The organism is Mycobacterium sp. KBS0706, from assembly GCF_005938675.2.
In the GTDB taxonomy this organism is placed as follows: domain Bacteria; phylum Pseudomonadota; class Alphaproteobacteria; order DSM-16000; family Inquilinaceae; genus Inquilinus.
In genome coordinates this window covers 1-22,772 of record NZ_VCCH02000069.1, presented here as the reverse complement: position 1 = coordinate 22,772, position 22,772 = coordinate 1, and the positions used below count along the sequence as shown (strand labels likewise).

Annotated in this window: 19 protein-coding genes; 11 read left to right on the top strand and 8 right to left on the bottom strand. The window is 69.9% G+C overall.

Translation table 11 applies throughout. The annotated features are described in order from the left end of the window. Window positions 1–76: 76 nt before the first annotated feature. The 3 genes from FFK22_RS29260 (at window position 77) to FFK22_RS29250 (ending at window position 2,535) form a co-directional block, all read left to right on the top strand. Window positions 77–550, top strand: coding sequence for a helix-turn-helix domain-containing protein (locus FFK22_RS29260; RefSeq protein ID WP_221938948.1), 474 nt, complete (start codon window positions 77–79; stop codon window positions 548–550). Window positions 551–656: 106 nt separating this feature from the next. Beyond that, entirely contained in the window at window positions 657–1,823 is a 1,167-nt protein-coding gene (gene metK / locus FFK22_RS29255) for a methionine adenosyltransferase (protein ID WP_138885769.1), read from the top strand. A 4-nt stretch (window positions 1,824–1,827) separates the two neighbouring features. After that, on the top strand, window positions 1,828–2,535 hold the full coding sequence (locus tag FFK22_RS29250) for a tRNA (guanosine(46)-N(7))-methyltransferase TrmB (RefSeq protein ID WP_138885770.1): 708 nt from the start codon (window positions 1,828–1,830) through the stop codon (window positions 2,533–2,535). 3 nt (window positions 2,536–2,538) lie between these two features. On the opposite strand, the gene FFK22_RS29245 is transcribed toward FFK22_RS29250, so the two are convergent. The 7 genes from FFK22_RS29245 to FFK22_RS29215 are packed head-to-tail and all read right to left on the bottom strand — an operon-like array spanning window position 2,539 to window position 11,044. Further along, window positions 2,539–3,351 carry a carbohydrate ABC transporter permease gene (locus FFK22_RS29245; RefSeq protein WP_138885771.1) on the bottom strand — a complete coding sequence of 271 codons (813 nt, stop codon included), beginning with the start codon at window positions 3,349–3,351 and terminating at the stop codon, window positions 2,539–2,541. 2 nt (window positions 3,352–3,353) lie between these two features. Continuing rightward, window positions 3,354–4,310, bottom strand: coding sequence for a carbohydrate ABC transporter permease (locus tag FFK22_RS29240; protein WP_138885772.1), 957 nt, complete (start codon window positions 4,308–4,310; stop codon window positions 3,354–3,356). Then, on the bottom strand, window positions 4,307–5,551 hold the full coding sequence (locus FFK22_RS29235) for an ABC transporter substrate-binding protein (RefSeq protein WP_138885773.1): 1,245 nt from the start codon (window positions 5,549–5,551) through the stop codon (window positions 4,307–4,309). Before FFK22_RS29235 ends, FFK22_RS29240 begins: the two co-directional genes overlap by 4 nt. Before the next feature lie 26 nt (window positions 5,552–5,577). Beyond that, entirely contained in the window at window positions 5,578–7,353 is a 1,776-nt protein-coding gene (locus FFK22_RS29230; RefSeq protein ID WP_138885774.1) for a GH116 family glycosyl hydrolase, read from the bottom strand. Window positions 7,354–7,355: 2 nt separating this feature from the next. After that, a complete protein-coding gene (locus FFK22_RS29225; RefSeq protein ID WP_138885775.1) occupies window positions 7,356–8,456 on the bottom strand; it encodes an ABC transporter ATP-binding protein in 1,101 nt (366 codons plus the stop codon). 4 nt (window positions 8,457–8,460) lie between these two features. Next, a complete protein-coding gene (locus tag FFK22_RS29220) occupies window positions 8,461–9,831 on the bottom strand; it encodes a glycoside hydrolase family 28 protein (RefSeq protein ID WP_138885776.1) in 1,371 nt (456 codons plus the stop codon). Next, the gene (locus FFK22_RS29215) at window positions 9,821–11,044 is read right to left on the bottom strand and encodes an ROK family transcriptional regulator (protein ID WP_221938947.1); all 1,224 of its coding nucleotides are present in this window, start codon (window positions 11,042–11,044) and stop codon (window positions 9,821–9,823) included. Before FFK22_RS29215 ends, FFK22_RS29220 begins: the two co-directional genes overlap by 11 nt. Window positions 11,045–11,360: 316 nt before the next feature. Between FFK22_RS29215 and rimP the strand changes: the two genes are divergently transcribed. From rimP to pnp, 8 genes are all read left to right on the top strand, one after another. Further along, on the top strand, window positions 11,361–11,906 hold the full coding sequence (gene rimP, locus FFK22_RS29210) for a ribosome maturation factor RimP (protein WP_221938946.1): 546 nt from the start codon (window positions 11,361–11,363) through the stop codon (window positions 11,904–11,906). A gap of 14 nt (window positions 11,907–11,920) precedes the next feature. Continuing rightward, window positions 11,921–13,414, top strand: a complete 1,494-nt coding sequence (gene nusA, locus FFK22_RS29205; protein ID WP_138885778.1) for a transcription termination factor NusA — start codon at window positions 11,921–11,923, stop codon at window positions 13,412–13,414. Further along, window positions 13,384–14,115 (top strand): RNA-binding protein, encoded by a 732-nt coding sequence (locus FFK22_RS29200; RefSeq protein ID WP_221938945.1) that lies wholly within the window; start codon window positions 13,384–13,386, stop codon window positions 14,113–14,115. The genes nusA and FFK22_RS29200 overlap by 31 nt, the downstream gene beginning before the upstream one ends. A 21-nt stretch (window positions 14,116–14,136) precedes the next feature. Continuing rightward, a complete protein-coding gene (gene infB / locus FFK22_RS29195) occupies window positions 14,137–16,842 on the top strand; it encodes a translation initiation factor IF-2 (RefSeq protein ID WP_138885779.1) in 2,706 nt (901 codons plus the stop codon). A gap of 118 nt (window positions 16,843–16,960) precedes the next feature. Then, complete coding sequence (gene rbfA, locus FFK22_RS29190) at window positions 16,961–17,395, top strand: 30S ribosome-binding factor RbfA (RefSeq protein ID WP_138885780.1); 435 nt, start codon at window positions 16,961–16,963, stop codon at window positions 17,393–17,395. After that, window positions 17,385–18,341, top strand: a complete 957-nt coding sequence (gene truB / locus FFK22_RS29185; protein WP_138885781.1) for a tRNA pseudouridine(55) synthase TruB — start codon at window positions 17,385–17,387, stop codon at window positions 18,339–18,341. Before rbfA ends, truB begins: the two co-directional genes overlap by 11 nt. Window positions 18,342–18,355: 14 nt before the next feature. Next, window positions 18,356–18,625 carry a 30S ribosomal protein S15 gene (rpsO, locus tag FFK22_RS29180; protein WP_138885782.1) on the top strand — a complete coding sequence of 90 codons (270 nt, stop codon included), beginning with the start codon at window positions 18,356–18,358 and terminating at the stop codon, window positions 18,623–18,625. A gap of 252 nt (window positions 18,626–18,877) precedes the next feature. Continuing rightward, a complete protein-coding gene (gene pnp / locus FFK22_RS29175) occupies window positions 18,878–21,010 on the top strand; it encodes a polyribonucleotide nucleotidyltransferase (RefSeq protein WP_138885783.1) in 2,133 nt (710 codons plus the stop codon). Between the two features lie 153 nt (window positions 21,011–21,163). Here pnp and FFK22_RS29170 read toward each other — a convergent pair. After that, window positions 21,164–22,772 (bottom strand): xanthine dehydrogenase family protein molybdopterin-binding subunit (locus tag FFK22_RS29170; RefSeq protein ID WP_143956888.1); only part of this gene is annotated, 1,609 nt, incomplete at its 5' end.

Genomic DNA, 22,772 nt, shown 5'->3' with positions numbered 1-22,772 from the left:
CCGGCTTCGCGCATTAGGATGCGCGCCTCGCGAAACGATCGCACCCGGCCCCTTGCGAATTGCTGCGGAGTAGTGCGTGGCCGCACCCGACGCCCCGAAACGGCCCCGCGGTCGTCCCCGGAATGACGAACCCAGCCCGCTCGACATGCATATCGGCGGCCGCATCCGCCTGCGGCGAACCCTGCTGGGATACAGCCAGGCCAAGCTGGCGACGGCGATCGGGCTGACCTTCCAGCAGATCCAGAAATACGAGCACGGCTCGAATCGCATCGGCGCCAGCCGCCTGCACCAGCTCAGCCGGGTGCTGGAGGTGTCGGTCGACTTCTTCTTCGAGAACGCGCCACCACCCGCCGACGCGTCGGCGCAAGGCCTGGCCGAGGAGGCCGAGCCCTACGACGCCGGGCCCGACCCGATGCAGCGCCGCGAGACGCTGGAGCTGATCCGCGCCTATTATCGGGTCGAGGACCAGTCGACCCGGCGGCGCGTGCTGGACCTGCTGAAGGCCATGTCGGGTGCCCGCGCCGACGAGGCCGGCGGCGAGGAAGGCTGATCCCGAATCGCCTGCACTTGACCGCGCCCGTGGCCCCTGCGAAAAGACCCGGTCGCCGCCGCACGGTGTTTTCACTCCCATCATTCATGGCAGCCAGGGGTTCGACGTGGCCAAAGGCAACTACATCTTCACCAGCGAATCGGTCTCGGAAGGACACCCCGACAAGGTTTGCGACCGGATTTCGGATTCCATCGTCGATCTCTATCTCGGCGCCGATCCCCAGGCCCGCGTGGCCGTCGAGACCTTGGCCACCACCAACCGGGTGGTGATCGCCGGTGAGGTCCGTGGCCCGGCCTCGATCACCCCCGACCTGCTGGAGAACGCGGCCCGCCAGGCGGTGCGTGACATCGGCTACGAGCAGGACGGCTTCCACTGGCGCAACGCCCAGGTCGACGTGCTGGTGCACCAGCAGTCGGCCGACATCGCCGTCGGCGTCGACGCGGCCGGCAACAAGGACGAGGGTGCCGGCGACCAGGGCATCATGTTCGGCTATGCCTGCCGCGAGACCGAGGCGCTGATGCCGGCGCCGATCCAGTTCTCGCACCAGATCCTGAAGAGCCTGGCCGACGCCCGCCATTCCGGCAAGGCGCCCCAGTTCGGCCCCGACGCCAAGGCCCAGGTGTCGCTGCGCTACGAGAACGGCAAGCCGGTCGCCGCGACCTCGGTCGTGGTCTCGACCCAGCATGCCGACGGCCTGGACCAGAACGAGGTGCGCGAGATCGTCCGCCCCTATGTGCTGGCGGTCCTGCCCGAGGGCTGGATGTGCGACGAGCCGCATTTCTACGTCAACCCGACCGGCCGCTTCGTCATCGGCGGCCCGGACGGCGATGCCGGCCTGACCGGCCGCAAGATCATCGTCGACACCTATGGCGGCGCGGCCCCGCATGGCGGCGGCGCCTTCTCCGGCAAGGACCCGACCAAGGTCGACCGCTCGGCCGCCTATGCCGCGCGCTACCTGGCCAAGAACGTGGTCGCGGCCGAGCTGGCCGACCGCTGCGTGATCCAGCTCAGCTACGCCATCGGCGTCGCCCACCCGCTGTCGGTCTACATCGACACCCAGGGCACCGGCCGGGTCGATGAGGACAAGCTGTCCGACGTGCTGCAGCAGCTGGTCAACCTCAGCCCGCGCGGCATCCGCACCCATCTCGGCCTGAACCGGCCGATCTATGCCCGCACCTCCTCCTACGGCCATTTCGGCCGGGCGCCGGAGGCCGATGGCGGCTTCTCGTGGGAGCGGACCGACCTGGTGGACGATCTGCGCGGCGCCTTCTGATCCGATGACCGAACCGGACGGCGGCGCTGAGAGGCGCCGCCACTTCCACGGCCGGCGCCAGGGGCGAAAGCTCCGCGCCGGCCGCGCTGCTTTGATCGAGACCCTGCTGCCGCAGCTGACGGTGGCGCTGCCCGAGCAGGGCGGCGCGCTGGACCCGGCCGCCCTGTTCCCGCGCCCGCCGCGCGAGCTGTGGGTCGAGATCGGCTTCGGCGCCGGCGAGCACCTGGCCTGGCAGGCGGCGTATCACCCCGATATCGGCTTCATCGGCTGCGAGCCCTTCATCAACGGCATGTCGACGCTGCTGGCAGCGGTGGAGCGCGACGGCCTGGACATGGTCCGGGTCTGGCCCGACGACGCGCGTCCGCTGCTGGACCGGCTGCCGGACGGCTCGGTCGGCCGCCTCTTCCTGCTGTTTGCCGACCCCTGGCCGAAGCTGCGCCACCACAACCGCCGCTTCATCCAGGACGACACCGTGGCCGACCTGGCGCGCCTGCTGAAGGATGGCGGCGAGCTGCGCATCGCCACCGACGATGCACCGCTGCTGGACTGGTCGCTGGAGCGTGTCCGCCGCAACCCGGCCTTCGCCTGGACCGCCGAGGGCCCGGCCGACTGGCGCGAGCGGCCAGCCGACTGGCCGCCGACCCGCTACGAGGAAAAGGCCCTGCACGGCCGGCCCTACTATCTGCGCTTCCAGCGCCGGCCGAGAGGCTGAGCGCTACTCCTTCGTCGCGCCCGCCATCATGCCGCTCATGAAAAAGCGTTGCAGGGCGATGAACAGGGCCAGGATCGGCAGGCTGGACAGCACCGCCATCGCCAGCAGCCGCGGCCAGTCGATGTCCCACTGGCCGACATAGTTGGCCAGCGCCAGCTGCACGGTCCAGCGCGACTGGTCGTTCACCACCAGGAACGGCCACAGATAGTCGTTCCAGCGCCAGACGAAGGTGAAGGCAGCCAGCGTCGCGATCGCCGGCTTGCACAGCGGCACCACGATGCGCCACAGGATGCGCCATTCGCTGGTGCCGTCGATCCGTGCCGCCTCCAAGAGGGTGTCCGGGATGCCGCGCATGTATTGCCGCATCAGGAACACGCCGGTCGGCGTCGCCGCGGGCGGGATAATCAGCCCCCACAGGCTGTCCAGCAGCCCGAGCCCCTTCAGCACCATGAACATCGGGATCAGCACGACCTGCAGCGGGATCATCATGGTCGCCATGATCAGCATGAAACACAGCCCGTCGCCCGGGAACCGGTACTTGGACAGGGCGAAGCCGGCCATGATGCTGATCACCACCGACAGGATGCTGGACCCGACCGCGACCACCGCCGAGTTGGTGAAGAACAGGTCGAACCGCGCGGCGCCGAGGGCGCTGGCGAAGTTGTCGAGCGTCCAGTGCTGCGGCAGCAGCGTCGGCGGCCAGGCGAAGATCTCCATCGGCGGCTTCAGCGAGCTCGCCACGATCCACAGCGGCGGGAACAGGAAGAACAGCAGGACCAGGGCGACCAGGCTGCCCCTCAGGCTTTTCGCGCCCATGCTCACCGCTCCTTCGCCATGCGCAGCTGCAGCACCGTCAAGGCCATCAGAATGGCGAACAGCGCCATCGACTGGGCGGCGGCGAAGCCGGCCGAGGCCGGCTTGGTGAAGCCGGTCTCGTAGATCGCCTGGATCAGGTAGACCGTCGCCCGGCCGGGGCCGCCATGGGTCAGCGACACCACCACCTCATACACCTTGAACGCCTCGACCGAGGCCAGGACCAGGGCGATCAGCATGGTCGGGCGCAACAGCGGCAGGGTGATGCGGCGGAACATCCGCCAGGGCGACGCGGCGTCGATCGCCGCCGCCTCGTAGTAGTCGCCGGGGATCATCATCAGCCCGGCGATGAAGATCATCATGTAGAAGCCGGCATTGGCCCAGACCCAGACGAAGACCAGCGCCGCCTGGGCCAGCAGCGCGTTCTCCAGCCACGGCACCGGGGCCATGCCGGCGAGGTCGAGGATGAAGTTGATCAGGCCGGAATTGTAGCCGAGCAGCCATTTCCAGACGATGCCGACGATCAGCAGGCTGGTCATATAGGGGAAGAACACCACGGCGCGGATGGCGCCGACGCCGCGGAACGGCCGGGCCAGCAGCAAAGCGAGGGCGAGCGACACCACGATCACCAGCGGCACCGCCACGCAGACGAAGCCGACGGTCTTGATCAGGGTGCCGGTGAATTCCGGGTCGCTCGCCAGCGCCAGGTAGTTGTCGAGCCCGACGAAGACCGGATGGGTGGACGGCGCGCGCGGCGCCACCACCAGCCCGCGCTTGAAGAAGGAGGTCCAGAAGCCCTGGACCAGCGGAAACAGCGTGAACACGGCGAGCAGCAGCAGGGTCGGCGCGACCAGCGCATAGGGGAACAGCCGCGCCCCCAGGCCCCGGCCCGCCGCACCGTCCCGGTCGGGGCGCGCCACGCCCCGATCCTTCGTCCCGATACCGCCGAGCAGGCTGGTCATTGCTCCGCCTTCAGCGAGTCCTCGGCAGCCTTGACGATGATGTCCATCGCCTCGGCCGAGCTGATCTGCCCGGCCACGCGCTGGATCAGCGCCTGCTTCATCGGGTCCCAGACATACTGCATCGCCGGGTTGCCCTGGTCGGTACCGGCATAGACCGGGCTGGCCGCCAGCTCCTTCTGCAGCGCCGCCAGCGCGGCGCTGGCCTCGGCGTCGCCGTAGTCGATCGGGCCGGTCTTCAGGCTGGCCGGGATCATCATCAGCGGCCCGGCGAATCTCGCCTGCACCTCCGGCGTCGAGAACCAGCGCAGCACCTGCAGCGCCTCGTCGACATGCTCGCCGGTGTTGAAGGCGACGATGTAGTCGCCGCCGACGACGCTGGAGGCCACCTCGCCATGCGGCGTCGGCCCGGCCTGCCAGGCGAAGCCGGCATCCGTGACCAGGCTGCCGATCTGCCAGCTGCCCGACATCCAGGCCACGGCTTGGCCGTGCAGGAAGATCTGCTTCGGGTTGTCCGCGCTGGATCCCTTCCACAGCCCCGGCGGCATGTAGCCTTCAGTGATCTTGACGAAGCCGTCGAGGATCTCGGCGCCGCGTGCCTTGTCCAGCACCACCTTGTAGGGCGGCGCTTCGCTGAAGACGTGCTGGCCGTTGTGGTAGAGATAGGTGATCCAGCGGCTGGGCGAGACGTCCCAGACCAGCGGATAGCGGACCCCGGCCTTCTCCGACACGGTCTTGGTCGCGGCCAGGAACTCGTCCCAGGTCCAGCCCTTGGCCGGGTCCGGAATCGCGACCCCGGCCTTCTGAAAGGCCTCGGCGTTGAGGAAGATGCCGGTGGCGGTGACGTCGAGCGGCGCCGCGATGATCTGGTCGCCCAGCTGCGCGCCGGTGGCCCAGGCCTTCACGAACTGATCGAGATAATCCTTGCCGAAATCCGGGGCGAGGTCGGTCAGGAAGGGCCGGATCACCGGCCGCATGCTGGTGGTCTTGGCGAGGTCCGGCGCGGTGCCGGAGGCCGCCCCCTGGGCCAGCTTCTGGTCATAGCCGTCATAGGGGACAAGCTGCAGCTTGAAGGTGGTGTCCGGGTGCTGCGCCGTGTACTCGGCCAGCAGGCCGCGCAGCACCTGCTCCTCCTTGTCGCTGTTGGTGGTCCACATCACCGACAGCTCCGCCGCCATGGCCGAACCGGCCAGGCCTGCGAACGCGGCGCCGGCCAGAAGCGCGGTACGGATGGATCGCGTCATGTCGAAAGCCTCCCGTTGCGGCCGGTTCACGGCCTTTGGTGATCCCCCGCCTGTCCGGCGAGGATCTGCGATGCGAATTCCAGCGCCACCCCGGCGGGCAGGCCGCTCCAGCCCTGCAGCAGCGAGCCGCGGCCGAAGGGCGGGCTGAAATATTCGACGGCGCCGAGCCAGCCATTCTCCAGGCAGCTCTCCCACCAGCGCAGCAGCGGGTAGCGCCAGCCCGGCAGGCCGCGGCGCAGCAGCTCGCGCGCCAGCACGCCGTCCCAGTAGGGCCAGTCGGAGCCGTTGTGATAGCGGAAGGCGAAGGCCGATTTGGCCCGGGTGTCGCGCCGCCGCTTGTAGGGCGGGAAGGCGCACAGCACGCCCCAGTCGCCATAGGGCTGGTCGGCATTGGCGCCGCTGTAGAGCCAGCGCTGCATTGACTTCAGCGTCGCCTCGGCCCGGTCCGGCGGCAGCGCGTCGGAGCGCAGCAGGGTCAGGCTGTCGATGGCCAGATGGTCTTCGGTGAAGCCGTCGTCGTTGCGGTATTCGGCGCACCAGCCGCGGTCGGCCAGCCACAGGCGACGGCCGACCGCCTCGCGCGCCCGGACGGCCACGCCTGCGGCCTCGGCGGCCAGCTCCGGGTCGCGGCCGCGGCCGAGCCGGGCGATGGCGTCGAGCGCGCCGACCCACAGGCCGAGATCATAGGCGACCAAGCCCTGGCGATAGACGTTGTCGGCCCAGTCGCGCTCGTGGTTCGGCTTCACCGGCAGCCCGTCGCCGGCCGCGTCGAAGCCGCGATAGCGCCGGTAGATGGTGCGGATCATCGGCCAGTGCCGCTCCGCCGGACCGGTGTCGCCGGTGGCGCGGACATAGTCGGCGATCATCAGGATGAAGAACAGCGGGCTGTCGAAATGGTCGCTCCACCAGTCGCCCGGTCGCAGATGCTCCTTCGAGATGAAGGGGTCGGTGCGGCGGAACACCTCCCAGGCGACGGATTGCTGCGGCCCGGACAGGATCACGGCGCTCGGCGCCTCGCCATCCGGCTGGATCCCCGCCGCGAGCATGTCGATCTCGTCGCGCACCGCCTCCGGCGCCAGGGCCAGCAGCGGCTGCACGGTCCAGTAGCCGTCGCGATAATAGGTCCGGGCCGGGGCGGAATAGGCCTGGCCGGCGGCGAGGCCGGCGAACCGCCCGGCCGGGTCGCGGCGGATGCTGGACAGCGCGGCATGCGCCCCCTGTTGCACCATGCTGCGCAGCACCGGATCCGCCGCGGGCAGCCGGTCGGTGGCGCGGATATGGGCTTCGGCCTCGGCCATGATCGCCGCGGCCGAAAGCGCCAGCGCCGCCTCGGCTTCCGCCCGGTCGGTGCCGGCGGCGACGACCAGGTCGCCGCCCCGCGGCTGCAGCACTACGCAGCCCCAGGGCAGGTCGACGATGCGGCGCCCGTTCTCGCGCCGGACCGTCCCCGGCCGGCCGGCATCGCGGTGCCACCAGGCGCAGCGCGGCGCCGGCGTCACCCGTGCCGCATCGGGCACGCCGCGCAGCAGCAGCGCCGGCGCGCTCTGCGCCACGTGCAGCGACCAGCCGGCGCCCTCTGCCCGGTTCGGGCCGTAGGTCACCGGCCCCGGCGGGGCGCCGAGCGACAGCGTGGCGAGATGGCCGGCACCCCAGATCGACACGCTCAGCCGGCCGTCAGGGAGGAGATCACCCTGCAGCCGCGGGGCCATGAAGGGCAGGTGCACCGGCGCCTTGGCGCGTATCAGGCCGCTGGCGAGCGGCGCGAGGGGCCTGGCCGGACGATCGAGCTCGACAGCCGCCATGATCAAGCCGACTCCGCCAGCGGGGCGAGCGCCCGGCCGTCATCCTCGCGGAAGACGTGGCAGCGCCCGGGCGGCAGGGACAGCGGCAGCACCGAACCGATGGCGACCGAGAGCTGGTCCGGCACATGCAGGACGACGCTCTCGGCAGCACCCTCGACCGCGCCGTAGACATAGGTCTCGGTGCCGACATTCTCGCTGTGCTGGACCAGCATCCGCACCGGCCCGTCATCGCCGAGGCGCAGATGCGACGGCCGGATCCCGACCGAGACTGCGGCGCCCGGCGCCAGCCCGCCGGCATCGACCGGCAGCGCCACGATGCCGAGGCCCGGCGCGTCGATCACCGCCCCCGTCTCCGTCCGCCCCGCCAGCGTGCCCGCGAACATGTTGATCCGCGGCGAGCCGATGAAGCCAGCGACGAATTTGTTGGCCGGGCGGTTGAACAGCTCCAGCGGCGGGCCGAACTGCTCCAGCCGCCCGTCGCGCAGCACGGCGATGCGCCCGGCCATGGTCATCGCCTCGACCTGGTCGTGGGTGACGTAGATCATGGTGGTGCCCAGCTCGCGGTGCAGCTTGCTGATCTCGGCCCGGGTCTGCACCCGCAGCGCGGCGTCGAGGTTGGACAGCGGCTCGTCGAACAGGAACAGCGACGGGTTGCGCACGATCGACCGGCCGATGGCGACGCGCTGGCGCTGGCCGCCCGACAGCTCCTTCGGCCGGCGGTCGAGATAGGGCTCGATCGCCAGCATCTTCGCCGCCGCCAGGATGCGCCGCTCGATCTCGGCCCGCGCCATGCGCAGGTTCTCCAGCCCGAAGGACAGGTTCTGGCGCACCGTCATATGCGGGTAGAGCGCGTAGGACTGGAACACCATGGCGATCTCGCGCGCCGCCGGGCTGGCCGCGGTGACGTCCTTGCCGCCGATGCGGATGGTGCCCTCGGTCGGCGTCTCCAGCCCCGCGATCAGCCGCAGCAGGGTGGACTTGCCGCAGCCCGAGGGGCCGACGAAGACCACGAACTCGCCGTCGCGGATCTCGAGGTCCATGCCGTGGATCACCGGGACCGGGCCGAAGGTCTTCTTGATGCGGTCGAGGGTCAGGGACGCCATTCCGTCAGCTCCGGCTGTCAGGGGCCAGGTCGGGTGTGTGGGTGACGTGCCGCAGCACCATCGCCGTCCGGTTCCAGCCGGACGGCATCAGCGTCGGCCGCCGCAGCCGGATCTGGGCCAGGCCGAGATCGTCGACATGCCGGGCGTAGAGCGCCGGCATCCCGCCTTCGTAGGGCACCAGCCCGACGATCCGGCCGTCGGCGCCGCGCACCCAGGCGTTCTTGCGGCCCTCCTGCCCCGGCTGGGGCGCCAGGTCCGCGGTGGTCGGGCGCAGGTCGTAATGGCCGACCGGGTCCAGGCGTCCCACCACCTGCCGCAGGTCGATATTGGCGAGGGTGACCGGGCCGACCGGGCGGTCGGGCAGGCCGACCAGCACCACCGCGCCCTGGGCCCGCCCGGACAGGCCGTCGATCACCACGTCGCGCACCGCGCCGGGCTCGACCCCCGGATGGCGGCGGGCGATGGTGATCGTTACCGGCTCACCGCAGCCCCAGAAGCCCTCCGGCGTCTGGTGGCAGTCGACCGTCACCCCGCTCACGCGGATACGCTCGATCACGCCGCCGTCGCGCGAGAAGATGCCGAAGGCGCGGTTCGAGGCGGCGACCACGCAATCGGCGAAGACAACGTCGCGGATGTCGGCCCAGGTCTCGGTGCCGATCTTCAGCGCGCAGCTCTCGCTCTCGATCACGCAGCCGGTGACCACGATCCGCTCGCAGTGGCGCAGCCGGGCCGGGTCGCGGCGGGTGGTCTTCAGGCAGATGCCGTCATCCGCGGCGCTGATGAAGCAGCCCTCGATCCGGGCATCGCAGCAGCCGTCGAGGTTGATGCCGTCGGTGTTGGGCATGCGCTTGTCGTTGCGGATTTCGACATTGCGCACCACCGCCCGGCGGCAGCCGACCAGATGGATCGTCCACATCGGCGAATCCTCGATGCCGATATCGGCGATCTCGACCCGCTCGCAATCCTCGAACACCACCATGCGCGGCCGGCGGTCGACCGGCAGATGCGTGCCCAGGCTGCCGGCGCCGGCGACGCGCCAATGCCGGCTGTCGCCGACCAGCAGGCCGGGACCGGTGATGCCGATGTCGCGTGCGCCTGCGGCGGTGATGAAGCCGCGGTCGGAGTCCTCGGCGATGCTGTCGACTGCGGTGTCGACATAGCGATCCCAGCCCGGCGCCGCCGCCAGCCGGGCACCCGCCGACAGATGCAGCCGCACCCCGTCGAGCAGGCGCAGCCCGCCGCTGGTCCAGTCGCCCGGCGGCACCATCACCACGCCGCCGCCCCGGGCATGCACCGCGGCGATGGCGGCGCTGATCGCCTCCGTCAGGTCGTTCCCGGTCCCGGGGAGGGCGATGGCGACGGGATCAGGCGGCATCGGTCAGCATCCTCAGGGTGACGGGCAACGGCAGCTCGCCCGGCAGGTCGTTGGCACCGAACAGCGCGTTGTGCAGCCGGTTTAGCCCGACCGCGAGCGAACCGATCAGGGTGGCGCGGTTTCCCAGGCTGCTGCATTCGACCGGCGGCGGGTCGATCAGGCAGCGGCGGAGCTCCGGCTCGATCAGGTCCCGCATCTCCGGCCGGATGCCGATGCTGCCGCCCAGCACCACCCGCTCCGGATCGACCACGGCGCAGATCGCGGCGATGGCCAGGGCCAGCAGCCGCGCGGTCTCCGCAAGCGTGTTGCGGGCCGGCGCCTCGCCCACGGCGGCGCGATCGAAGATGTCGCGCACCGTGAGCCCGGGCTCTCCGCCCGCCGCCTCGTAGCGGGCGACGATGCCGCTGGCGGCAGCGGCGGCCTCGAACACGCCTTTGGCCCGCAGCTCCGGATCGAAGGGGTCGCCGCCGAGCGGCAGGTAGGAGACCTCGCCCGCCGCGCCGCGGGCGCCGCGCAGCAGCTTGCCGTCGACCAGCACCCCGGCACCGATGCCGGTGCCGATGGCCATGAACACCAAAGAGGCGGCGTCCCGGCCACGGCCCTGCCAATGCTCGCCGATGACGCCGAGATTGACGTCGTTCTCGACCCGGACCGGGCAGCCCAGCGCCGTCTCCAGCGCGCCGCGCACGTCGAAGCCGTCGAAATCCGGGATGTTGGGGGCGAGGCGGATGCTGCCGGAGGCCGGGTCGAGCACGCCGGGGCTGCCCAGCACCGCGACCTTGATCCGGCTGCCGTCGATGCCGCTGCGGGCGATCAGCCGGTCCCGCAGCGCCACGATCTGGGCCAGGATGGCCTGGCCGCCGGTCAGGTCGGTCGGCTCCACCGCCTCGTCGACGATGCTGCAGGCCAGATCGGCCAGGGCGACGATCACCTTGCTGCCGCCGAGATCGATGCCGAGGACGAAGGCGGCGTCGGGCCGGACCTCGTAGGTTACCGCCGTCCGGCCGATCGCGCCGTGCGTCCGGCCGGTCTCGCGCACCCAGCCCGCCTCCTCCAGCACCCGCATGACCTCGGAGATCGTCTGCTTCGACAGGCCCGTCTCCCGCGCGATCTGCGACCGCGAGATCGGCCCGCGATGGAGGACGGTCTCCATCACGGCGCGGAGGCTGAGCTGGCGCATCAGCGGCACGGGGTTGTCGAGGCGCTGCATCATCCCCATTTGTTCGGCAGGTTGACGAACTAAGCCTGACGCAAAAAAACCGACGCTGTCAACGATCGAATCGTGCCAGGCGAGACGCCTGGTCCGGCCTGCCGCAACGGCCATACCGAACCAGGCCGCGACCGGCGGGGGCGAATCAGGTTGCGTATCTGTGGCGGATGGCTATATATCAGCGCCGTTACCCATAGCGTTCGGCTTGACTATGGTTCAGTCGGACGATTGAGAGGGTGGGCTGCGGCCCGCCTTTTTTCGTTGTGGTGACGGCTTTCCAAGGCTCTGGACGCGGGGAATGCCGGAGAGGATGACGCAAGTGGATCAGGTGCGCGCGATCGTGGCGCCGTCGCTGGAGGCGATGGGCTATGAGGTCGTGCGCGTTCTCATGACCGGCGGCGAGCACAAGCCGCAGCTTCAGATCATGGCCGAGCGGATCGACCGCCGCGGCATGACCGTGGACGACTGCGCCGAGATCAGCCGCGCGGTGTCGGCGATCCTCGATGTCGAGGATCCGATCCCGACGGCCTACATGCTCGAGGTCTCCTCCCCCGGCATCGACCGCCCGCTGACCCGGCCCGTCGACTATGAGCGCTTCCTCGGCCACGAGGCGCGGCTCGAGACGCGGGTCCCGGTCGACGGCCGCAAGCGCTTCCGCGGTGTCCTCGCCGGGCTTGAGGGCGAGACGGTGCTGCTGCGGTCCGAGGAGATCGGGGAGGAGCCGGTGCGGCTGCCCTTCGCCGAGATCCAGCGGGCCAAGCTGATCCTCACCGACGCCCTGATCGAAGCCGCCTCCGCAGAGGTCGAGCAGGCCGAGGCCGCGGCCGCAGCCGCTGCCCCCCAGCCCGACGCCCAAGACGCATAGGAACGCCCAAGGCTATGGAACTGCTGCACGTTGCCGATGTCGTGGCCCGCGAGAAGAGCATCGATCGCGACGAGGTGCTGACCGCGATGGAGCAGGCCATCCAGAAGGCCGGCCGCTCCAAATACGGCCACGAGCACGACATCCGCGCCTATATCAACCGCAAGTCGGGCGATATCGAGCTGCGCCGCTACCGCCAGATCGTCGAGACGGTCGAGGACGAGGCCACGCAGCTGGACGCCAAGGACGCGGCCAGGCGCTGGCCGGACAAGAAGGTCGGCGACTTCGTCATCGACGACCTGCCGCCGATCGATTTCGGCCGCATCGCCGCCCAGACGGCGAAACAGGTGATCGTGCAGAAGGTGCGCGAGGCCGAGCGTCATCGCCAGTTCGAGGAATACAAGGACCGCGTCGACGAGATCGTCAACGGCTCGGTCAAGCGCGTGGAATACGGCAACGTCACGGTCGACCTGGGCCGTGCCGAGGGCGTCATCCGCCGCGACGAGTTGCTGCCGCGCGAGCATTTCAAGGTCGGCGACCGCGTCCGGGCCTTCATCTACGACGTGCGCGAGGAGCCGCGCGGGCCGCAGATCTTCCTGTCCCGCGCCCATGGCCAGTTCATGGCCAAGCTGTTCGCCATGGAGGTGCCGGAGATCTATGACGGCATCATCGAGATCAAGTCGGTGGCCCGCGACCCGGGCAGCCGCGCCAAGATCGCGGTGCTCTCGAAGGACAGCTCGATCGACCCGGTCGGCGCCTGCGTCGGCATGCGCGGCAGCCGCGTCCAGGCCGTGGTCGGCGAGCTGCAGGGCGAGAAGATCGACATCATCCCCTGGTCCTCGGACGCCGCCACCTTCGTGGTCAACGCCCTGGCCCCGGCCGAGGTGGCCAAGGTGGTGCTGGACGACACCCAGAACCGGATCGAGGTGGTGGTGCCGGACGACCAGCTGTCGCTGGCGATCGGCCGCCGCGGCCAGAACGTCCGCCTCGCCTCGATGCTGACCGGCTGGGACATCGACATCCTGACCGAGGCCGAGGAGAGCGAGCGCCGCCAGGAAGAGACCAAGCAGCGCAGCGAATTGTTCATGGAGGCCCTGGACGTCGACGACGTCATCGCCCATCTCCTGGTGGCCGAAGGCTTCCGTCAGGTCGAGGAGATCGGCTATACGCCGCTCGACGAGCTGGCGGAGATCGAGGGCTTCGACGAGGGCGTGGCCGGCGAGCTGCAGCAACGCGCGCTGCGCTGGCTCGCGGAGCGCGACCGGCTGCTGACGGAGCGATATAAGGAACTCGGCGTCGCCGACGACCTGGCGGCGCTGGAGGCGTTGACTCCGGCGATCCTGGTCAAGCTCGGCGAGACCGGGGTCAAGACCCTGGACGATTTGGCGGATCTGGCCGGCGACGAGCTGGTCGAGATTCTCGGCGAAAAGACGATTTCTCTCGACGATGCCAACGCCCTGATCATGCAGGCGCGGGCGCATTGGTTCGAGGACGAGGAGAAGAAGGCCTGAGCGACCCGACCGCCATTTTCCCCGAGGACGCGGACCTGCCCGAGGCCGAAGGGCCCGAGCGGCGCTGCATCGCGACCGGAGCCGTGCGGCCGAAGGCGGAGCTGATTCGCTTCGTCGTCGGCCCTGACGGTCAGGTCGTGCCCGATCTGGCGGAACGGCTGCCGGGCCGTGGCCTGTGGGTGTCCGCCGAGCGCGAGGCCCTGCTTCGGGCCCAGGCCAAGGGTCTGTTCGCCAAGGCGGCGCGCCGGACGGTCCGCGCGCCCGACGATCTGGTCGATCGGGTCGAAGCGCTCTTGCACAGGAGCTGCATCGATCTTATCGGGATGGCACGCCGGGCGGGACAGGCGGTGGCCGGATATGAGAAAGTGCATGCGTTGCTGGCCGAGGGCCGCGTCGGGGTGCTGCTCGCAGCATCGGACGGCGCGGCGGACGGGCGAGCCAAGCTGGCGGCCCTGGCCGCCGCGGTCCGGCCGGTGCCGGCGCTTGTAGAGATCTTCTCCGCCGACGCGCTCGGGATGGCCTTTGCCCGGGACCGGATGGTACACGCTGCGGTGACCCGCGGTGGATTGGCGGAGCGGCTGGTCGCGGAAGCGGCGCGGCTGGACGGAATTCGTGGTCGAGCCGACCGGGTCGGACCGGCTGGACGTGGTGTGGTCGACGAGGCATCCGATGCCGCGCCGGCCTTCTCTGTACAGGGATAGCGGCGGATCACGCTGGACGATATGACGGATAGCAAGGAACAGGATCGCAAGACGCTGTCGCTGGGTAGTGCGAAGCCCAAGCTCACCCTCGGTGGGAAGCCGGCCGATTCATCGGGCCAGGTGCGCCAGCAATTCAGCCACGGCCGTTCGAAGGCGGTGACCGTCGAGGTCAAGCGCCAGCGCGGCGGCACCAACACGGCTCTCGCCGATGGCGGCGCGGCGGCACGGCGGGCGGCCGAAGGCCAGCCCGGCCGCAGCGCCCGCGGTGGTGGCGGCGGCGGCATGCTGGGCGGACGGGTTCTCTCGCAGGCCGAGCGCGAGGCGCGGCAGCGCGCCCTGCAGGGGGCCCTGCGCGAGGAGGAGGCCCGCCGGCTCCTGCCGGAACCGGCCGAGCCCGAGGCGCTGCTGGAGACCGAGGTCGTCGAGGCTGCGCCGCCGGAGCCGGCCATGCCGCTCGATCCCGAGGCGCTGCGCCGGCGCGAGCTCGACGAGCTCAACGCCATCGAGAACGAGGCCAAGCGCAAGATCGACGAGGAGCGCTTCCTGCTCGAGGAAGAGCAGAAGCGCCGCGACGCCGAGCGTGCCGCCGAGGACGCCCGCCGCAAGGCGGTCGCCGACCGCTCCGGCCAGGCCGCCGCGGCCCGGGCCCCGGCCGAGCCGGCCGGTCTGCGCGGCGTCCCGGCCACGGCCGATGATGAAGAGGACAGCCGCCGTCGCGGCGGCGGCGCTCCCGGTCGCGGTGCGCCCGGCCGTGGCGCCGCGCTGCCTGGCCGCGGCGCCCCTGCGAGCCCGCCGCGGCGCGCCCCCGGCCCCGGCAAGTCCGAGCCGAAGCGCCGTTCCGGCAAGATGACCGTGGTGCAGGCCCTCAGCGACGACGGCGAGACCCGCGGCCGCAGCCTGGCGGCGATGCGCCGGGCCCGCGAGCGCGAGCGTCTGGCCCAGCTGAGCCAGAACCAGGAGAAGATCGCCCGCGAGGTGGTCGTCCCCGAGGTCATCACCGTGCAGGAGCTGGCCAACCGCATGGCCGAGCGCGGCGGCGACGTGGTCAAGTCGCTGATGCGCATGGGCGTGATGGCGACGATCACCCAGTCGATCGATGCCGACACCGCCGAGCTGGTGGTGGCGGAGTTCGGCCACAAGGTGAAGCGCGTGGCCGAATCCGACGTCGAGATCGGCATGCGTGGCGACGAGGACGCGGCAGAGAACCTGCAGCCGCGGCCCCCGGTCGTCACCATCATGGGCCATGTCGACCACGGCAAGACCTCGTTGCTCGACGCGCTGCGCCACACCAACGTGGTGTCCGGCGAGGCCGGCGGCATCACTCAGCACATCGGCGCCTATCAGGTGCAGGTCGCATCCGGCCAGCGCGTCACCTTCATCGACACGCCGGGCCACGCCGCCTTCACCGAGATGCGGGCCCGCGGCGCCAACACCACCGACATCGTCGTGCTGGTGGTGGCCGCGAATGACGGTGTCATGCCGCAGACGGTCGAGGCGATCCGCCATGCCCGTGCCGCGGGCGTGCCGATCATCGTCGCGATCAACAAGATCGACCTGCCTGACGCCAAGCCGGAGCGCGTGCGCACCGAGCTGCTGCAGCACGAGATCGTGGTCGAGGAGATGGGCGGCGAGACGCTCGACGTCCCGGTGTCGGCCAAGACCGGCGCCGGCCTCGACAAGCTGGTCGAGACCATCCTGCTGCAGGCCGAGGTGCTCGACCTCAAGGCCAACCCGGATCGTCCGGCCGAAGGCTCGGTGATCGAGGCGAAGCTGGAGCGCGGCCGCGGTTCGGTCGCGACCGTCCTGGTCCAGCGCGGCACCGTCAAGGTCGGCGACATCTTCGTCACCGGCGGCGAATGGGGCCGCGTGCGCGCCCTGCTCGACGATCGCGGCCAGAACTTGAAATCGGCAGGCCCGGCCCAGCCGGTCGAGGTCCTGGGCCTCAACGGCACGCCGCTCGCCGGCGACGACTTCGTGGTCGTCGACAGCGAAAGCCGGGCCCGCGAGATCACCGAGTTCCGCACCCGCAAGCGCCGCGAGGCCTCTCACGTCGCCACTGCGCGCGGCTCGCTCGAGCAGATGTTCGAGAAGATCCGCGAGGGCGAGGCCAAGGAGCTGCCGGTCATCATCAAGGGTGACGTGCAGGGTTCGGTCGAAGCCATCGCCGGGTCGCTGGAGAAGGCCGCGGGCGACAATGTCGAGGTCAAGGTGCGGGTGCTGCACTCCGCGGTCGGCGCCATCACCGAGAGCGACGTCACCCTCGCCGCCTCGACCGGCGCCATGCTGATCGGCTTCAACGTCCGCGCCAATCCGCAGGCGCGGGAGATGGCCAAGCGCGACGGTGTCGAGATCCGCTACTACTCGATCATCTACAACGTGATCGACGACGTGAAGGCGGCCCTGACCGGCCTGCTGGCGCCGAAGATGCGCGAGAACTACATCGGCAATGCCGAGATCCGCGAGGTCTTCAACATCACCAAGGTCGGCAAGGTCGCCGGCTGCATGATCACCAACGGCGTGGTCAAGCGCGGTGCCGGCGTCCGCCTGTTGCGCGACAACGTCGTCATGCACGAAGGCACGCTGAAGACCCTGAAGCGCTTCAAGGACGAAGTCCGCGAGGTCCGCGAGGGCTACGAATGCGGCATGGCCTTCGAGAATTACGACGACATGCGGGTCGGCGACGTGATCGAGTGCTTCGAGCTGGTCGAGGAAGTCCGCCAGCTGTAAGGCCGGCTTCCTGATTTCCTGCACCATCGCCGCCGATCGGGACTATCCTGATCGGCGGCGGATGGATCCTTCCCCCGGTCCGGCCCAAGCCGGACCGCGGCGTTTTGAGAACGACCCCATGCGACACACCACTGCCAACGGCCCGAGCCAACGCCAGCTGCGCGTCGGCGAGGAGCTGCGACATTCCCTGGCCGCGATCCTGCTGCGCGGCGAGCTGCACGACCCCGACCTCGCCGGCGTCTCGATCACCGTGTCCGAGGTCCGGCCGAGCCCGGACATGAAGCACGCCACCGTCTTCGTCACCACGCTGAACGGCGACAAGATGGACGTCGTGCTGCCGGCGCTGCGCCGGGCCGCATCCTTCCTGCGCGGCCAGGTTGCGAAAGCCGTCCGGCTGCGCCACACGCCCCAGCTCAGCTTCCAGGCCGACACCTCGTTCGACTATGCACAGAAGATCAACACGCTGCTGCATCAGGACGTGATCGCCCGCGACCTGTCCGACGACGAGGAAGATCCGTCGGACGGCAAGGCGGACGACGCCGATGGCGCGTAAAAAACGCGGCCGCCCGGTTCATGGCTGGGTGGTGGTCGACAAGCCGGTCGGCGTCACTTCGACCCAGGTGGTCGGCCGCATCCGCCGGATCTTCGATGCAGAGAAGGCTGGCCATGCCGGCACGCTGGACCCCTTGGCAAGCGGCATCCTGCCGATCGCGCTGGGCGAGGCGACCAAGACCGTGCCCTATGCCATGGACGGCGAGAAGACCTACCGCTTCACCGTCCGCTGGGGCGAGGCGCGCGACACCGACGACACCGAGGGACAGGTCACCGCGACCAGCGACGTCCGGCCCGATCCGGAAGCCATCGCCGCGGTGGTGCCACGCTTCATCGGCGAGATCAGCCAGGTGCCGCCGGCCTTCTCCGCGATCAAGGTCGATGGCGAGCGCGCCTATGACCTGGCCCGGGCCGGCGAGGCGGTGCAGCTGGCGCCGCGGCTGATCCGGATAGACGACCTGCGCCTGGCCGAGATCCCCGACCGCGACCACGCCACCTTCGACGTGCAGTCCGGCAAGGGCGCCTATATGCGCGGCCTGGCCCGCGACATTGCCGTCGCCCTTGGCACGGTGGGACACATCGTCGCATTGCGCCGCACGCGAGTCGGGCCCTTCGGCCTTGACGACGCGGTCCCCTTGGAGCATATCGACGCGCTAGCCAAGCAGCCGGGGGCCGAGCAATCGGCCCTCGACGGCATTCTGCTTCCGGTCGAGACCCCGCTGGACGACATCCCGGCGGTGGCCCTGACGGAAGCTGAAGCGCATCGGATGCGGCACGGCCAGTCGGTCGCGCTGCTGCGGCGCTCGGATCGGGAGCGGATCGCCGCCCTCGATCTCGATCCGGACAACCCGGACGCCATCGTTCTGGCCACCTGCGGGGATGCTCCCGTGGCCCTGGCCCGTATCGACGGCGGCGAGATCCGGCCGGTGCGCCTCCTCAACCTCTGATTCAGGAGACCACGATGTCGATTACGCCGGAGCGCAAGCAGGAAGTCATTGGCACCTACGCCCCGAAGGCCGGGGACACCGGTTCGCCGGAGGTGCAGGTCGCGATCCTGTCCGAGCGCATTGCCAACCTGACCGAACACCTGAAGACCCACTCGAAGGACTTCCACAGCCGTCGGGGTCTTCTGATCATGGTCGGCCGCCGCCGCCGCCTGCTGGATTATCTCAAGCGCAAGAGCGTCGCGCGCTATGACGAGATCATCAAGCGCCTCGGCCTGCGCCGCTGACCAAGCGTATGCACCCTCCTCACTTCCATGTCGTCATTCCCGCGCCAGCGGGAATCCCGAGCCGGTGCGTATGTGACGAGATCCCAGCTTTCGCTGGGATGACGATGGGAAGAGAGACTCTGGTTTCGTGACATCAGCGCCGCCGGCACCCGTGCCGGCGGCGCTTGTCGTATTTCGCCCCCGGGCCCGGCGTGGAGCGGCCCGACCCCGATAGGCCCATGAAGGCACGGGGTGTCCGATGAAGGAAAAGCGATGTTCAACATCTATCGCAAAGAGATCAACTGGGGCGGCCGCAAGCTCGTCCTCGAGACCGGCAAGATCGCCCGCCAGGCCGACGGCGCCGTGCTCGTCACCTATGGCGAGAGCGTCGTGCTCTGCACCGCGGTCGGGTCGAAGCAGAAGTCGAAGTTCGACTTCTTCCCGCTGACCGTGAACTACCAGGAGAAGGCGTTCGCCGCCGGCAAGATCCCAGGCGGCTTCTTCAAGCGCGAAGGCCGCCCGTCCGAGAACGAGACGCTGGTCAGCCGCCTGATCGACCGCCCGATCCGCCCGCTGTTCCACCCGAGCTACCGCAACGAGACCCAGGTCGTCGCCACGGTGCTGAGCCACGATCTGGAGAATGACCCGGACATCGCGGCCCTGGTCGGCGCCTCCGCCGCCCTGACCATCTCGGGCATCCCGTTCCTGGGCCCGATCGGCGCCGCCCGCGTCGGCTACATCGACGGCCAGTACGTGCTGAACCCGACGATCGCCCAGACCGGCGAGAGCCAGCTCGACCTCGTGGTCGCCGGCACCGACGAAGGCGTGCTGATGGTCGAGTCCGAGGCGCATGAGCTGACCGAGGAGATCATGCTCGGCGCCGTCGCCTTCGGCCATGCCGCCGCCAAGCAGGTGATCCAGGCGATCATCGAGCTGGCCGAGCTGTGCGCCAAGGAGCCCTGGGCCCTGACCGAGGAGCCGGCCGAGGTCGCCGCCGTCCGCGGCAAGTTCCAGGCCGTCGCCGGCGAGCTGCGCGACGCCTACAAGATCGTGCGCAAGCAGGACCGCTACGCCGCGGTCGACGCGGTGAAGGAGAAGGCGCTGGCCCTGCTCGAGGGCAACGAGGCCGAGCTGGCCGTCGGCGCCAAGGTGTTCAAGGATTTCGAGAGCGACATCGTCCGCGGCAACGTGCTGGACACCGGCCTGCGCATCGACGGCCGCGACACCCGGACGGTCCGCCCGATCGTCGCCGAAGTCGGCGTGCTGAAGCGGGCCCATGGTTCGGCCCTGTTCACCCGCGGCGAGACCCAGGCGCTGGTGGTCACCACGCTGGGCACCGGCCAGGACGAGCAGATCATCGATGCGCTCGAGGGCGAGTACCGCGAGAACTTCATGCTGCACTACAACTTCCCGCCCTATTCGGTCGGTGAAGCGGGGCGCATGGGCAGCCCGGGCCGCCGCGAGATCGGCCACGGCAAGCTGGCCTGGCGGTCGATCCACCCGGTGCTGCCATCGAAGGAGCAGTTCCCCTACACCATCCGCGTGGTGTCGGAGATCACCGAGTCGAATGGCTCGTCCTCGATGGCCACGGTCTGCGGCTCGTCGCTGGCGCTGATGGACAGCGGCGTGCCGCTGGGCAGCCCGGTGGCCGGCATCGCCATGGGCCTGATCAAGGAAGGCGACCGTTTCGCCGTCCTGACCGACATCCTGGGCGACGAGGACCATCTCGGCGACATGGACTTCAAGGTGGCCGGCACCGAACGCGGCATCACCAGCCTGCAGATGGACATCAAGATCACCTCGATCACCGAGGAGATCATGAAGATCGCGCTGGAGCAGGCGCGCGAAGGCCGCGTCCACATCCTGGGCGAGATGTCCAAGGCGCTGTCGGCGGCCCGTGGCGAGGTCAACAAGAACGCGCCGCGCATCACCACCTTCTCGATCCCGAAGGACAAGATCCGCGAAGTGATCGGCACCGGCGGCAAGGTGATCCGCGAGATCACCGAAACCACCGGCGCCAAGATCGACATCGAGGACGACGGCACCATCAAGGTGGCGGCGGTCGACGAGAGCGCGGCCGAGGCGGCGATCAACTGGATCAAGGGCATCGTCGCCGAGCCCGAGGTCGGCAAGATCTATAGCGGCAAGGTGGTGAAGGCGGTCGATTTCGGCGCCTTCGTCAACTTCCTGGGCAGCCGCGACGGCCTGGTCCACATCTCGGAGATGCGGCCCGGCCGCGTCGCCAAGGTGGCGGACGTCGTCAAGGTCGGCGACGAGGTCAAGGTCAAGGTCCTGGGCTTCGACGACCGCGGCAAGATCAAGCTGTCGATGAAGTTCATCGACCAGCAGACCGGCGCCGAGCTGCCGCGCGAAGAGGCGCAGCGCCAGAACGACGTGGCCAACTGAGATCGGCGGAACACTCTCCCTGTCATTGCCGGGCTTGACCCGGCAATCCAGGAGGTGTCGACCGTCTCTGGATGCCCGGGTCAAGCCCGGGCATGACAGATAATTGCAAAGGGGCAGCCGGCAAGGGCTGCCCCTTTCTGTTGCCGTCCTCCGTCAAGCCGCCCGCGTGAAGCCGGCGGTGTCGATCGGCAGTTTCCGCACCCGCTTGCCGGTGGCGGCGAAGACGGCGTTGCACAGCGCCGGGATCACCGGCGGCAGCGCCGGCTCGCCCAGGCCGGTCGGCGGGAAGTCGCTCCGCACGAACTCGACCGCGATGTCCGGCGTGCCCGGGATCCGCGGCAGCGGGTAGGTGTCGAAATTCTCCTGCTCGATCCGCCCGCCGGTCAGCTTGATCGACAGGCCGCCCAGCGCCTGGCCGAGCCCGTCGACCACCGATCCGCGAACCTGGTTCCCGGCGCCCGACGGGTTGACGATCTGGCTGCCGATGTCGCCGGCCACCCAGACCCGGGGCACCCGCACAGTGCCGTCCTGCGCCACCGCCGCCTCCACCACCTCGGCGAAATAGCCGAGATGGCAGAAATAGAAGGCGAAGCCCTTGGCGCTGCCGGCCGCCGGCTTGACCGGCCAGCTCGACATCGCCAGCACCTTCTCGATCACGCCGCGGGCCCGGCCGGTATGGAACTGCACCTGCGACCCCTGCCGTGCCGGCAGCGCCCGCGGCTCGCCGAGCAGCCCGAGCAGCAGCGTCGGCAGGTCGGTGCCGGCCGCCAGCGCCACCTCGTCCAGGAAGGACTGGTAGGCCCAGGCCAGGCCATTCGACCGCGGCGCCCGCATCGGCCCCGTCGGCACCACGCTGTCGATGCCGGACTGGGCGAACAGCAGGTTTGGCGTCAGCAGCGCCGGCAGCTCCTGGAAGTCGAACTCGCCGCCCGACACCGGCTTGCCGCCCCGGGTCAGAGTGACGAAGTGGCCGGTGAAGACAGTCGGCTTGCCGGCCGCGTCGAAGCCGGCGGTGAAGCGGTGCCAGCCGGCCGGGCGGTAGAAGTCGTGCTGGATGTCCTCGGTCCGGGTCCACACCAGCTTGACCGGCGTGCCCGGCACCTGGCGCGCGATCGCCGCCGCCTGCACGACATAGTCGTTCATCAGCCGCCGGCCGAAGCCGCCGCCGATGCGCGGCATATGCATGGTGATCGCCTCGGGCTTCAGCCCCAGCGCCTCGGCCACGAGCCCGCGGCCGCGCTCCGGCATCTGGGATGGCGCCCACAGCTCCAGCGCGCCGTCCCCGCGGTAGAGCGCGGTGCAGTTCTGCGGCTCCAGCGGCGCGTGCGACAGATACGGATAGGCGTAATCCGCCGTGATCCGCTTCGCGGCGCCGGCCAGCGCGCCGGCGACATCGCCGGCGCGGAACAGCTCGGCCTGCGGCGTGCCGTCGAACAGGGCCTTGGCCTGGGCGTCGTAGGCCTCGGTGCTCTGCGCCGCGCCCGGCCCATCGTCCCATTCGACCTTCAGCGCCTGCCGCGCCTGGTTGGCCAGCCACCAGTTGCTCGCCAGCACCGCGACGCCGTCGACCAGGCTTTCCGGCCGGCCGTTGCCCTTGACCGTGAACACCTGGCGCACGCCGGGCTGGCTGCGGGCAGCGTCGAGATCGGCCGATCTCAGCGTGCCGCCGAACACCGGGCAGCGCTCGAACACCGCGTACAGCATGCCTGGCAGCCGGGTGTCGATGCCAAAGATCGGCTCGCCCCGCACCACCTTCGGGCTG

Bases quoted from the DNA above. Each gene is read 5' to 3' on its own strand.
- FFK22_RS29250 (WP_138885770.1), top strand. From the start codon at position 1,828: ATGACCGAACCGGACGGCGGCGCTGAGAGGCGCCGCCACTTCCACGGC.
- FFK22_RS29245 (WP_138885771.1), bottom strand. From the start codon at position 3,351: ATGGGCGCGAAAAGCCTGAGGGGCAGCCTGGTCGCCCTGGTCCTGCTG.
- FFK22_RS29240 (WP_138885772.1), bottom strand. From the start codon at position 4,310: ATGACCAGCCTGCTCGGCGGTATCGGGACGAAGGATCGGGGCGTGGCG.
- FFK22_RS29235 (WP_138885773.1), bottom strand. From the start codon at position 5,551: ATGACGCGATCCATCCGTACCGCGCTTCTGGCCGGCGCCGCGTTCGCA.
- FFK22_RS29230 (WP_138885774.1), bottom strand. From the start codon at position 7,353: ATGGCGGCTGTCGAGCTCGATCGTCCGGCCAGGCCCCTCGCGCCGCTC.
- FFK22_RS29225 (WP_138885775.1), bottom strand. From the start codon at position 8,456: ATGGCGTCCCTGACCCTCGACCGCATCAAGAAGACCTTCGGCCCGGTC.
- FFK22_RS29220 (WP_138885776.1), bottom strand. From the start codon at position 9,831: ATGCCGCCTGATCCCGTCGCCATCGCCCTCCCCGGGACCGGGAACGAC.
- FFK22_RS29215 (WP_221938947.1), bottom strand. From the start codon at position 11,044: ATGATGCAGCGCCTCGACAACCCCGTGCCGCTGATGCGCCAGCTCAGC.
- nusA (WP_138885778.1), top strand. From the start codon at position 11,921: ATGGAACTGCTGCACGTTGCCGATGTCGTGGCCCGCGAGAAGAGCATC.
- infB (WP_138885779.1), top strand. From the start codon at position 14,137: ATGACGGATAGCAAGGAACAGGATCGCAAGACGCTGTCGCTGGGTAGT.
- rbfA (WP_138885780.1), top strand. From the start codon at position 16,961: ATGCGACACACCACTGCCAACGGCCCGAGCCAACGCCAGCTGCGCGTC.
- truB (WP_138885781.1), top strand. From the start codon at position 17,385: ATGGCGCGTAAAAAACGCGGCCGCCCGGTTCATGGCTGGGTGGTGGTC.
- rpsO (WP_138885782.1), top strand. From the start codon at position 18,356: ATGTCGATTACGCCGGAGCGCAAGCAGGAAGTCATTGGCACCTACGCC.
- pnp (WP_138885783.1), top strand. From the start codon at position 18,878: ATGTTCAACATCTATCGCAAAGAGATCAACTGGGGCGGCCGCAAGCTC.